General features: G+C 73.6%; 11 protein-coding genes. 5 read left to right on the top strand and 6 right to left on the bottom strand.

Annotated features, from left to right (window positions below):
* Nucleotides 1-141: 141 nt before the first annotated feature.
* Nucleotides 142-360, bottom strand: coding sequence for a hypothetical protein (locus tag AB0E14_RS24595; protein ID WP_362421926.1), 219 nt, complete (start codon nucleotides 358-360; stop codon nucleotides 142-144).
* A gap of 166 nt (nucleotides 361-526) precedes the next feature.
* Here AB0E14_RS24595 and AB0E14_RS24590 point away from each other — a divergent pair, with 166 nt between their 5' ends.
* Nucleotides 527-1,564, top strand: coding sequence for an NUDIX domain-containing protein (locus AB0E14_RS24590; RefSeq protein ID WP_362421923.1), 1,038 nt, complete (start codon nucleotides 527-529; stop codon nucleotides 1,562-1,564).
* Nucleotides 1,565-1,585: 21 nt separating this feature from the next.
* Here the strand turns inward: AB0E14_RS24590 and AB0E14_RS24585 are convergent, their stop codons facing one another.
* Both AB0E14_RS24585 and AB0E14_RS24580 read right to left on the bottom strand, forming a co-directional pair.
* Nucleotides 1,586-2,266: an MBL fold metallo-hydrolase gene (locus tag AB0E14_RS24585; RefSeq protein WP_362421920.1), complete on the bottom strand. Its 681-nt coding sequence runs from the start codon at nucleotides 2,264-2,266 to the stop codon at nucleotides 1,586-1,588.
* A gap of 93 nt (nucleotides 2,267-2,359) precedes the next feature.
* Nucleotides 2,360-3,724: a dipeptidase gene (locus AB0E14_RS24580; protein ID WP_362421917.1), complete on the bottom strand. Its 1,365-nt coding sequence runs from the start codon at nucleotides 3,722-3,724 to the stop codon at nucleotides 2,360-2,362.
* 109 nt (nucleotides 3,725-3,833) lie between these two features.
* On the opposite strand from AB0E14_RS24580, the gene AB0E14_RS24575 reads away from it, so the two are divergent.
* Nucleotides 3,834-5,303, top strand: a complete 1,470-nt coding sequence (locus AB0E14_RS24575) for a geranylgeranyl reductase family protein (RefSeq protein WP_362421914.1) — start codon at nucleotides 3,834-3,836, stop codon at nucleotides 5,301-5,303.
* Here AB0E14_RS24575 and AB0E14_RS24570 read toward each other — a convergent pair.
* Nucleotides 5,287-5,748, bottom strand: coding sequence for a nitroreductase family deazaflavin-dependent oxidoreductase (locus tag AB0E14_RS24570; protein ID WP_362421911.1), 462 nt, complete (start codon nucleotides 5,746-5,748; stop codon nucleotides 5,287-5,289). The genes AB0E14_RS24575 and AB0E14_RS24570 overlap by 17 nt on opposite strands.
* Nucleotides 5,749-5,895: 147 nt before the next feature.
* Between AB0E14_RS24570 and AB0E14_RS24565 the strand changes: the two genes are divergently transcribed.
* The 3 genes from AB0E14_RS24565 to AB0E14_RS24555 all read left to right on the top strand — a co-directional run bounded on the left by AB0E14_RS24565 (nucleotide 5,896) and on the right by AB0E14_RS24555 (nucleotide 8,991).
* Nucleotides 5,896-6,603: a TetR/AcrR family transcriptional regulator gene (locus AB0E14_RS24565; protein ID WP_362421908.1), complete on the top strand. Its 708-nt coding sequence runs from the start codon at nucleotides 5,896-5,898 to the stop codon at nucleotides 6,601-6,603.
* 367 nt (nucleotides 6,604-6,970) lie between these two features.
* The gene (locus AB0E14_RS24560; RefSeq protein WP_362421905.1) at nucleotides 6,971-8,209 is read left to right on the top strand and encodes a sensor histidine kinase; all 1,239 of its coding nucleotides are present in this window, start codon (nucleotides 6,971-6,973) and stop codon (nucleotides 8,207-8,209) included.
* Nucleotides 8,210-8,325: 116 nt separating this feature from the next.
* A complete protein-coding gene (locus AB0E14_RS24555; protein WP_362421941.1) occupies nucleotides 8,326-8,991 on the top strand; it encodes a response regulator transcription factor in 666 nt (221 codons plus the stop codon).
* Between the two features lie 24 nt (nucleotides 8,992-9,015).
* Here the strand turns inward: AB0E14_RS24555 and AB0E14_RS24550 are convergent, their stop codons facing one another.
* Both AB0E14_RS24550 and AB0E14_RS24545 read right to left on the bottom strand, forming a co-directional pair.
* Nucleotides 9,016-9,789 carry a maleylpyruvate isomerase family mycothiol-dependent enzyme gene (locus AB0E14_RS24550; RefSeq protein WP_362421938.1) on the bottom strand — a complete coding sequence of 258 codons (774 nt, stop codon included), beginning with the start codon at nucleotides 9,787-9,789 and terminating at the stop codon, nucleotides 9,016-9,018.
* Between the two features lie 61 nt (nucleotides 9,790-9,850).
* The gene (locus tag AB0E14_RS24545) at nucleotides 9,851-11,089 is read right to left on the bottom strand and encodes an MFS transporter (RefSeq protein WP_362421903.1); all 1,239 of its coding nucleotides are present in this window, start codon (nucleotides 11,087-11,089) and stop codon (nucleotides 9,851-9,853) included.
* Nucleotides 11,090-11,200 lie beyond the last annotated feature (111 nt).

Raw genomic sequence — 11,200 nt, 5'->3', positions numbered from 1 at the left:
GGCGCACTGAGTCCGCGCCGCGCCGCCGCCGATTCGGGGCGTGACGCTCTCTCTCGGCCGTCGGGCGGGTGACGCGCCGTCAGGCCCGCGCCGTGAGACCCGAGGAACTGCCAGGCCCGCGCGGTGAGACCCGAGGAGCCGTCAGACCCGCGCCGCCGTCACCGCGTCGCGACGCGCGGCGTACCGGCCGGCCGCCTCCGGCGTCCGCTGCCGGACGACCACGAGGAACGTGTCGGACTCCAGGTCCATCACGACCTCCGCCGGGAGCCCCTCGTCCCGGCGGGCGCTCGCGAACTCCTCGGCGGGCCAGCTGCCCCGCGGGCCGCCCGCGGGAAACCTCTGCAATACCGTACGGCTCATCTCCGCACCCCCTTGCCTCGCCGGTCCAACGACGGTCCGTACCGAAGTGTTACGCACCGGCCCGCACGGGCGTTCGCGGGGTGGCCGGCCACCCCGGGGCGTGCCCGGGGTTTCCGTGGCAGGGTGTTGCGGGCAAGCCACTTGGGGCTACCGAAGAGGGGGAACCGTGATCGTCTGGATCAACGGTGCGTTCGGCGCGGGCAAGACAAGCACCGCGCGTGAGCTGGTCGATCTGATCCCGAACAGCACGTTGTACGACCCCGAGCTCACCGGCGGCTTCCTGGACCTGCTGCTGCCGAAGAAACGGCGGGAGGAGGTGGACGACTTCCAGGACCTGCCGGTGTGGCGCCGGATGGTGGTGGACACCGCCGCCGCGCTGCTGGCCGAGGTGGGTGGCGTCCTCGTCGTGCCCATGACGCTGATCCGGCAGGAGTACCGGGACGAGATCTTCGGCGGTCTCGCGGCGCGCCGGATCGAGGTGCGGCACGTGGTGCTCACTCCCGAGGAAACGATCCTGCGGGCCCGGGTCGACGGCCGTGCGGCGGCGGAGGACGATCCGGAGGGCGCCGAGCGCGCCCGGCTGTGGTGCCACGCCAGGATCGAGCCCTTCCGAGCCGCGCTCGACTGGCTCGCCGCCGACGCCTACGCCGTCGACAACTCGCGCCTCACACCCGCCGAGACCGCCGAGGTCGTCGCCGAGGCCGTCCACGCGGGCCTCGCCGCCCCCTGCGGCATCGTCCAGACACCCGAGCCCACCGGGGAGACGCTGGCCGCCGGCGTCCTGCTCTTCGACGAGCAGGATCGTTTCCTGCTCGTCGACCCCACCTACAAGCCGGGCTGGGAGTTCCCCGGAGGCGTCGTCGAACCCGGCGAGCCACCCGCCCGCGCGGGCATGCGCGAGGTGGCCGAGGAGATAGGGATAGAACTCGACTCCGTCCCCCGGCTGTTGCTCGTCGACTGGGAGCGCCCTCAGCCTCCCGGCTACGGCGGTCTGCGCCTCCTCTTCGACGGCGGCCGGCTCCCCTCGGCGGAGGCCGACCGCCTCCTGCTGCCCGGCGCCGAACTGCGCGGCTGGCGCTTCGTCACCGAGGACGAGGCGTCCGAACTCCTCCCCCCGGTCCGCTACCGCCGCCTCCGCTGGGCCCTGCGCGCCCGCGAACGCGGCACGGTCCTCAACCTGGAGGCGGGTGTCCCGGTCGGCTGAGCCGCCGCACCTGCGGGTGAACTAGCCGACCGCCTCGGCCAGTTGCCGGGCCGTGTCCTCCGTCACCGGGGCGCCGTGCCCGCAGCACAGGATCGAGGGCTTCAGGTCGGCCAGGCGACGCATCGACTCCATGGCGCGGTCGCGGTCCACATGGAACACGCCGAAGGTCACGCCCTGCACCGAGGCGACGGTGTCGCCGGTGAACAGGACGCCGTGTTCCGGCAGATGGACCGCGATCGAGCCGGGCGTGTGGCCCGGGGTGTGCACCACGAACGCGCCGCCGCCGAAGTCCAGCTCCTCGCCGTCCGCCAGCTCCCGGTCGACCCGGGTGGGCGGCGCTTCGGGGACGGTCAGGCCGTGCTCGTACAAGGGGAGTTCCCAGTCGAGCAGGTCGGGTTCGGGGACCGGGGCCTCGCCCCGGATCACCGGCGCGTCCAGCCGGTGGGCCAGAATCCGCGCCCCGAAGCGGTCCGCCAACTCCTGCGCGGAGCCCACATGGTCGCGGTGGCAGTGGGTGAGCACGATCCGGCGGATACGGGCGGGGTCCAGGCCCACGCCCCGTATCGCCGTCTCGATCTCGTCCGCCGAGCCCACCCAGCCGGCGTCGATGAGGGTCAACTCCTCCTCGTCCCGCCACAGATAGGCCTGGCCGACGGAGAAGCGCAGCAGGTGCAGTCGCGGGGTGATCTCGCTCAGTTCCATGCGGCGAACCTACGGAAATCCGCAGGTCCGCCGCATCGGACTACGCTCTCGGCGAGCTTCGCCCAACGCTGAACGCCACTGTCGCGCCGTCGCTCAACCCTGCTTCGAGCGGGCGTAGTTCTGCAGGAAGTGCGCCTCCGCGACCGCGAGCCGCTCCAGCTCCTCCGGCGACACCGACTCGTTCACCGCGTGGATCTGCGCCTCCGGCTCGCTCAGACCGATGAGCAGGATCTCCGCCTCGGGGTAGAGCGAGGCAAGCGTGTTGCAGAGCGGGATCGAGCCGCCCATGCCGGAGGTCTGCATCTCCTGACCGGGGTACGCGACCTTCATCGCCTCCGCCATCGAGACGTACGCCGGGCTCGTCACGTCCGCCCGGAACGCCTGCCCCTGACCGACCTGCTCGAACGACACCCGGGCGTTCCACGGCACGCGCTTCTCGATGTGCGCGTACAGCAGCTTCGTCGCCTCGGCGGCGTCCTGGCCCGGCGGGACGCGCAGGCTGATCTGCGCCCGCGCGGTCGACGGGATCGACGGCGTGGCGCCGGCCACCGGGTGGCAGTCGATGCCGATGACGGTCACGGCCGGGCGGGCCCAGAGCCGGTCGGCGACCGTGCCGTCGCCCGGCAGACCGACGCCCGCCAGGACCTTCGCGTCCGCCCGGAAGTCGTCCTCCGGGTACTGCAGGCCCTCCCACACCGCGTCCGCGGGCAGACCGTCGATGACCGTGGAGCCGTCCTCGGCGCGCAGGGTGTCCAGGACCCGGATCATCGCGGCCAGCGCGTCGGGCGCCGCGCCGCCGAACATGCCCGAGTGCAGGTTGCCTTCGAGGGTGTCGATCTGGACCCGGATCATCGTCATGCCGCGCAGGGTCGCGGTGACCGTCGGCAGACCGAGCCGGAAGTTGCCCGTGTCGCCGATGACGATCGCGTCCGAGGCCAGCAGTTCGGGGTGGGCCTCCGCGTACCGCTCCAGGCCGCCGGTGCCCTGCTCCTCCGAACCCTCCACGATCATCTTGACCGTGACGGGCACTCCGCCGTTCGCCTTGAGGGCGCGCAGCGCGAGCAGGTGCATGATGAACCCGCCCTTGCAGTCGGCCGCGCCACGCCCGTACCAGCGCCCGTCGCGCTCCGTCAGCTCGAACGGCGGCGTGATCCACGCCGACTCGTCCAGCTTCGGCTGCACGTCGTAGTGCGCGTAGAGGAGGACGGTGGGCGCGCCGGCCGGGCCGGGCAGCAGACCGTAGACGGACTGGGAACCGTCTGGGGTGTCGAGCAGCGCCACGTCCTCGAACGCCTCGGCGCGCAGCGCGTCGGCCACCCAGTTCGCCGCGCCCTCGCACTCGCTGCGGGGAGCCACCGCCTCGTCCGCCACCGACTCGAATGCCACGAGCTCCGTCAGCTCCGTCTTGGCGCGGGGCATCAGGCCTGCGACGGTCTCGACGATCGGATTCGCGGTCATGGGCACGCTCCTGGTGGGTGCGACGTTGTCAGGGTGTCGCCGTATGTCGGTGGGACGGCGAACGTATTGCCGATCCTACGGCGCGGGGTCCGAAGGGCCGCGCCGTAGGATGCCCCGAGAGCTTGGATCATCGTCGGATCAGGAGCAGAAGCACATCGTGAGCAGCGAGAACGCAGACGCCGAAGAGGTACGCGCGGAAGAGCCGCAGGACGCGGCGACGGTCTGGGACGTGGTCGTCGTCGGGGCCGGTCCCGCCGGCGCGTCGGCGGCGTACGCGGCGGCGGTCGCCGGCCGCCGGGTGCTGCTCCTGGAGAAGGCCGAACTGCCCCGGTACAAGACCTGCGGCGGCGGCATCATCGGCCCCTCGCGGGACGCCCTCCCGCCCGGCTTCGAACTGCCCCTGCAGGACCGGGTGCACGCCGTCACCTTCTCCCTCAACGGCCGCTTCGCGAGGACGCGCCGCTCGCGCCGCATGCTCTTCGGCCTCATCAACCGGCCCGAGTTCGACGCCGGCCTCGTCGAGCAGGCGCAGAAGGCGGGCGCCGAGCTGCGCACCGGCGTCACCGTCTCCCGCGTCGAGCAGCACGGCCCCGCCGTGCCGGACCGGCGCACGGTCGCCGTGGTCCTCGCGGACGGCGAGACCCTGCTCGCCCGTGCCGTCGTCGGCGCGGACGGCAGCGCGGGCCGGATAGGGGCTCATGTCGGCGTGAAGCTGGAGCAGGTGGACCTCGGCCTGGAGGCGGAGATCCCCGTTCCGGCGTCCGTCGCCGAGGACTGGAAGGGACGGGTCCTCATCGACTGGGGTCCGATGCCCGGCAGCTACGGCTGGGTCTTCCCCAAGGGCGACACGCTCACCGTCGGCGTCATCTCGGCGCGCGGCGAGGGCGCGGCGACCAAGCGCTATCTGGAGGACTTCATCGCCCGGCTCGGGCTCGCGGGCTTCGAGCCGGCCGTCTCCTCCGGGCACCTCACCCGCTGCCGCAGCGACGACTCGCCGCTGTCGCGCGGCCGGGTCCTGGTGTGCGGTGACGCGGCGGGGCTCCTGGAGCCGTGGACCCGCGAGGGCATCTCCTTCGCGCTGCGCTCGGGGCGGCTCGCGGGGGAGTGGGCGGTACGGATCGCCGAGTCGAACGACGCCGTCGATGCGCGCCGGCAGGCGCTGAACTACGCCTTCGCCATCAAGGCGGGCCTCGGTGTGGAGATGGCCGTCGGGCGGCGGATGCTCGCCCTGTTCGAGCGCAGGCCGGGGCTGCTGCACGCCGCGCTGACGGGCCTGCGCCCGGCCTGGAACGCCTTCGCGGACATCACGCGGGGGTCGAGTTCGCTGGCCGGGCTCGTCCGCTCGAACGGAGTCGCCCGGCGTGCGCTCGACGTCCTCGACCGCCGCATGGCGCCGACGGGCGGGACGACCCTCCGGGGTGTGGCGGCGCAGTCGGAGTCGGTGCGGTCGGTCGACGCCGAGCCCGATGTCCTGGAGGCGCCGGAGGTGCCCGGTCCGGCGAAGGCGGACACGTCCGACGCGCCGGACGCGCCGGACGGCTCGGGCTCTTCGGGCTCCGGGGTCACACGGTCGGAGTGATGCGGAAGACCGGGTGCTTCGGCGCGATCGCGCGCAGCTCGGCGTCCGTCGAGTCCGGTCCGACCCCGCCGAAGAAGACACCCACCTCCGCCTTCCAGCGCTTGAGGTAGGCGCGCAGGAGGGCGGGCTTCTCGTCGTCGGTCACCTCTACGGCGGTGAACGGCTGCACCTGCTTGCCCAGGTGCAGCTCACCGCCGCCGGCCGCCCGCATGTTGTGGGTCCACTGCACGTGGCCGCGCGGCGCCACCAGGTACTGCGCGCCGTCCAGCGTCAGCAGGTTGACGGGCGTACGGCGCCACTCGCCGCTCTTGCGGCCGCGCACCGCGAGGACACGGGAGCCCCAGACGCTGAGGCCCCGCCGGGTGAGCCACGCGACGGCCCGGTTCATGACGTTCACGGTGAACCAGCCGGGCTTCATGACGTGGGCGCTGGACTGAGCGGACATGGCGGCCTCCGAGGCGATCTCTGTTCCCGAGCGGAAAACTGTGAGCACTGCTCTCTCTTGAGATCAGTGTGCACGGTTCGACACTCCAAAGCAAGAGCAGTGCTCTCCTTTCAGTGCGGTGCTCCGAAAGGTGGCAGACTGCTCTCCATGACCAGCGTCCAAGGAGCCCGCGCCCGCGCCCGTATCGAGATCACCGCCGCCATCAAGGACGAGGCCCGCGCCCAGCTCGCCGCCGAAGGCGCCGCCAAGCTCTCCCTGCGCGCGGTCGCCCGCGAGGTCGGCATGGTGTCGTCGGCGCTCTACCGCTACTTCCCCAGCCGCGACGACCTCCTCACCGCCCTCATCATCGACGCCTACGACGCGGTCGGCGCCGTCGCCGAGCAGGCGCTCGCCGACTCCCGGGCCGCCACCGCACCCGACGACCACCTCGCCCGCTGGATCGCCGTCTGCCGCGCCGTCCGCGCCTGGGCCGTCGCGCACCCGCACGAGTACGCCCTGATCTACGGTTCTCCGGTGCCCGGCTACGCGGCCCCGCAGGACACGATCGGGCCCGCCTCCCGCGTCGCGCTCGTCCTCATCGAGATCGCCCGCGAGGCCCATGCCGCCGACGGCATCGCGCCGCCGGCCGTCCCCGCGGCCCTGCGACCCGAGGCGGAGCGCATGGCCGCCGACTTCGCCCACGACCTGCCGCCCGCCCTCGCCGTCGCCATGGTCACCGCCTGGTCGCAGCTCTTCGGGCTCGTCTCCTTCGAGGTGTTCGGCCAGTTCAACCGGGTGGTCGAGGACCGGGAGACGTTCTTCGCGACGGCCGCCGACCGCCTCGGCCGGGAGATCGGGCTACGGGCCCGCTCGTAGCCCCCGCGACGCGCCTACGCGCGGCCGGGGCGGCCGAACGGATCGCACTGCCACGGGAGTTCTTCTGCGGCTGCATGTCCACGTACGCGCAGCCGAACTGTCCCGCCGTGCAGGCGAGTCGGGTGAAGGTCTTGAACGGCGTCGAGGAGAGCGCGAGTGTGATCGGCTCCCCGCCCGCCATCGTCCGAGACACCTTCTGTGCACGCTTCTTGCGCATCGACAGCCCCCCGTGGCTCGATCCTTCCCGCAGCCTGCCACAGCGGCTCCGACGGCGGAGCGAGTCGGTGGATGTACTCCGCCGGGAGTACACCCGATCACCACGCTCGGCTGACGCTCCCGCCGCCCGGTCACGTCTAGCGTGGCGGGCATGGACGAACAGCGCAGGCACGGAGACGGCGGTCCGCCCTGGGTGCGTGGCGCCTCGGACGGGCCGCCCTGGCCACTGCGCTGGGCCGATCGCGCGCCCGGCGGCGGACTGCCGTGGCGGTCGACGCTGCTGCTCGCCCTCTTCGTGCTGGTGGGCTCCGGCTTCGCGGCGAGGAACCAGCCGGACCGCGAGTCGCTGGACGCCCTCGGCCGCTCGCTGCTGATCCTCTGCTGCGCACTGCTCCTGCTCCGCGACCGCTACCCGGTCCCCGTCGTCTTCGGCACCGCCGCCGTCACGCTCGTCTACTTCGGCGCCGGTTACGCCTACGGGCCGGTCTTCCTCGTCGTCGCCGTCGCCTGCTTCGCGGCCGTCGTCCGGGGCCACCGGCGCGCCGCCTGGTGGGCGCTCGGTCTGCTGTGGGCGGGGCACCTGCTGATCGCCCACTGGCTCTACCGCCACCTGCCTCCCGCCGGTGACTCCGCCGCGCCGTGGGGACAGGAGATCCCCGTCTTCGCGTTCGTCGTCGCCATCCTCGCCGCCTCCGAGCTGGTGCGGGTCCGCCGTGAGCAGTGGGCCGCCCAGCGGGCCGAACGCGCGGCGGCCGAGCGACGCCGGGCCGACGAGGAACGGCTGCGGATCGCCCGTGAGTTGCACGACGTCCTCGCCCACTCGATCTCCGTCATCAACGTCCAGGCCGGCGTCGGCCTCGCCCTGCTCGACACCGACCCCGAGCAGGCCCGCGCCGCGCTGACCACCATCAAGGCGGCGAGCAAGGAGGCGCTCGGCGAGGTCCGCCAGGTCCTCCACACCCTGCGCGCCCCCGGCGAGGCCCCCCGCACCCCCGCGCCCGGCCTCGACCGCCTCCCTGAACTCGTCGAACAGGCGGCCTCGGCCGGACTCACCGTGCGGACGTCGACCGAGGGGGCGCCCGTGCCGCTCCCGCCGGGCACGGACCTCGCGGCCTTCCGGATCGTCCAGGAGGCCCTGACCAACGTGGTCCGCCACTCCGGATCCCGCACCGCGCGCGTCGTGATCGGCTACGCGCCGGACCGGGTGGAACTCCGGGTGGACGACGACGGGCCCGCGACCGGCGGCGACGCCGGCGGCAGCGGCAACGGACTTGCGGGGATGCGGGAGCGGGCCACCGCGCTCGGTGGCACCATCGAGGCGGGCACCCGCCCGGACGGCGGCTTCCGGGTGCGCGCCGTCCTGCCCGTCCGCCCGAAGGAGACGCTGTGAACGGAGAGGCCGTGGCCGGAGACGCTGTGGCGGGGGGTGCCGTGACGGGAAGTGCCGTGGCGGGGGACGCCGTGACCTCGGACGCCGTGGCGGGAGGCGCCGCGACGGGAGACGCCGTGATCCGTGTGCTGCTCGCCGACGACCAGTCGCTCGTACGGGCCGGCTTCCGGGCGCTTCTGGACGCCCAGCCCGACATCGAGGTGGCCGGCGAGGCCGCCGACGGCGAGGAGGCGGCGGCCAAGGCCCGCGAACTGCGTCCGGACGTCGTCCTCATGGACATCCGGATGCCGCGCCTGGACGGCCTCGCCGCCACCCGCGCGATCACCGCCGACCCCGGGCTCGGCGCGGTGAAGGTGGTCATGCTGACCACCTTCGAGCTCGACGAGTACGTCTTCGAGGCGATCCGCTCCGGCGCCTCCGGGTTCCTCGTGAAGGACACCGAACCGGAAGAGCTGGTACGGGCGGTCCGCGCGGTCGTCCACGGCGACGCCCTCCTCTCGCCGGGCGTGACACGGCGCCTCATCGAGGAGTTCGCGGCCCGCTCGAAGCCCCCGGCCGCCGTACGCGGTCTCGACGAACTGACCGAGCGGGAAAGGGAGGTGATGGCCCTGGTCGGCATCGGCCTGTCGAACGAGGAGATCGCCCGGCGGCTGGTCGTCAGTCCCCTGACCGCCAAGACGCACGTGAGCCGCTCCATGGTGAAGCTCGGCGCCCGCGACCGTGCCCAACTCGTCGTGCTCGCCTACGAGTCGGGTCTCGTGCGCCCGGGCTGGCTGGGCTGACGACCGCCCTCTGGGCCGCGATCGCTACGACCAGGTGATCGCTGACGTCTCCCGCCAGAGCCGGGCCAGGGACGCGTCGCCCGTCACGGTCACCGCGCCGTGGGGCAGCCGGTTCCAGAGCGTGAGGTAGAGCCGGTCGGCGGGGCCGCCGAGCTCGCAGTCGGCGGCGGTTCCGACGGCCGCCTCCGCCCCGCCCCGTTCCGTGACGGGTGCCTCCGGAGACAGTCGTACGGTCCACACGTCACCGGTGTCCGTTGCCCGCACCCGCAGGACGCGGGGCTCGGGCGTCCTGACCCGGCTGCGCTCGCGGGCGTGGAAGGAGCACAGCAACTCGTCGATGCCGTCCACAGCGAGCGCCGTGTCCACGGGCGCTGCCCCGTGCGTGGCGCCGTGCGCGGGCAGGGCGGACTCGGCGTCCACGCGGTGGACCGTCGTCTCGTGCGCCTGGCGGCGTGCCCAGAAGGCGAGCGGGGACGCGCCGGGCAGGAACGTCCAGCACTCCAGGGACGCGGGAGCCGCGCGCAGGGCCGCCACCAGGCGGGCGTGGCCCGCGCGGAAGTGGGCGAGCAGCTCCGCGCCGTCGAGTTCGGGCTCGGCGTCGCCGGGGCGGTAGGAGGTGTACCCCTCGGCGACGAAGCCCGTCGCCCAGCGGTGCACCATCGCGGTATGGCGCAGGAGGTCCCGTACCCGCCACCCGGGACAGGTCGCCACGACGGCGTCCGGTCCGGCCGCCGCCGCGGCGTCCGTGAGGGCCCTGCCCGCCGTGTCGACAGCCGCGATGTGCTCGTCCACCGTCATGAAGTCCATGGCGCGGATTCTGTCAGCGGCGGCCCGGCGGCGGGCCCGGAAACGGGATCGCTCACCCGGCCGTCGGCGCCTGCGCGTTCCGGGCCGCGTACCCGATGACGGCGGCGCCCGCCGCGAGTGCGGCGACGGTGGTAAGGGCGACGGGCAGGGAGAACCAGTCGGCGAGGAAGCCGATGGACGGCGGGCCGAGCAGCATGCCGCCGTAGCCGAGGGTGGAGGCGGTGGCCACCCCGCTCGGACCGGCGAGGGCGCCCGCCCGTGCCACCGCGACGGGGAAGATGTTCGCCAGGCCGAGGCCCGTGATCGCGAAGCCGAGCAGGGCGGCCCAGACGCTGGGTGCTAGGGCGCCGAGCAGCATCCCGGCGGCTGCCGTCGCCCCACCCGCCACGAGGGTGCGGGTCTGGCCGAGCCGCTCCAGGAGAGCGGTGCCGGACAGCCGGCCGATGGTCATGGTGAGCGCGAAGAGCGAGTAGCCGGCGGCGGCGAGACCGGGGTGTGCGTCGAGGTCCTGCTCCAGGTGCAGCGCGCCCCAGTCGGCCAGGGCGCCTTCGCCGTACGCGGTGCAGAGCGCGATCACCCCGAAGACGACGACGAGCCCCCGCGAGCCCGACCTGCCCGTCGGCCGGGCGCCGTTCGCGGACGTGGCGGCCCGAGCGGTGGTGGCCTCCGGCAGGGCGGGGGAGGGCTGCCGGAGCAGCACGGGACCCGCGAGCGCCGTCAGGAGCAGGCCGGCGACGGTCAGGCCGAGGAGGTGCGCGGTGGGTGACAGGCTTCCCGCCACGAGCCCGCCGAGGCCCGCGCCGAGCATGCCGCCGAGGCTGAACGCCGCGTGGAAGGACGGCATCACGGGGCGGCGCAGCGCGGCCACCAGGTCGACGGCGGCGCTGTTCATGGCCACGTTGATGCCGCCGTAGGCCGCGCCGAAGACGAGCAGGACGAGGCCGAGGGCGAGCGGGGAACGGGTGAGCGCGGGCAGGGCGATCGAGAGCGAGAGGAGGACCGCGGTGGCGACGGTGACGGCGTGGCTGCCGTGACGCCGGCAGAGCCGGCCCGTGAGGGTCATGGTGACGACCGCGCCGGCCGACACCCCGAGCAGTGCGAGCCCGAGGTCGCTGGCGGAGGCGCCGGTCTGCTGCTTGATGGCCGGGATCCGGACCACCCAGCCGGCGAACAGGAAGCCGTCGAGGGCGAAGAAGAGGGTCAGGGCGGAGCGGAGGCGGGACAGGGAGGGGGCGGTGTCTCCGCCAGGGCCCCCCGGAACGGCCGTCCGTACTTTGTTTAGTAGCGGCACAAACTCAGGATAGGGGCGGACCGGTACGGATTTCAACCGCCCGCCCTCGCCCGCCCCCGACTCGAGGATCCGTCTCCATCGGCCCGGACCGCGCCGTGCCCCGGGCCTGCC

Origin of the sequence: Streptomyces sp. NPDC047981, from assembly GCF_040653315.1 — a bacterium.
Classification (GTDB): domain Bacteria; phylum Actinomycetota; class Actinomycetes; order Streptomycetales; family Streptomycetaceae; genus Streptomyces.
The sequence above is the reverse complement of the archived record's forward strand: the minus strand, read 5'-3'. Positions and strand labels throughout refer to the sequence as shown.

Coding starts and splice junctions, on each gene's coding strand:
- AB0E14_RS24595 (WP_362421926.1), bottom strand. CDS start 360: ATGAGCCGTACGGTATTGCAGAGGTTTCCCGCGGGCGGCCCGCGGGGC.
- AB0E14_RS24585 (WP_362421920.1), bottom strand. CDS start 2,266: ATGGAACTGAGCGAGATCACCCCGCGACTGCACCTGCTGCGCTTCTCC.
- AB0E14_RS24580 (WP_362421917.1), bottom strand. CDS start 3,724: ATGACCGCGAATCCGATCGTCGAGACCGTCGCAGGCCTGATGCCCCGC.
- AB0E14_RS24575 (WP_362421914.1), top strand. CDS start 3,834: ATGCCCCGAGAGCTTGGATCATCGTCGGATCAGGAGCAGAAGCACATC.
- AB0E14_RS24570 (WP_362421911.1), bottom strand. CDS start 5,748: ATGTCCGCTCAGTCCAGCGCCCACGTCATGAAGCCCGGCTGGTTCACC.
- AB0E14_RS24565 (WP_362421908.1), top strand. CDS start 5,896: ATGACCAGCGTCCAAGGAGCCCGCGCCCGCGCCCGTATCGAGATCACC.
- AB0E14_RS24560 (WP_362421905.1), top strand. CDS start 6,971: ATGGACGAACAGCGCAGGCACGGAGACGGCGGTCCGCCCTGGGTGCGT.
- AB0E14_RS24550 (WP_362421938.1), bottom strand. CDS start 9,789: ATGACGGTGGACGAGCACATCGCGGCTGTCGACACGGCGGGCAGGGCC.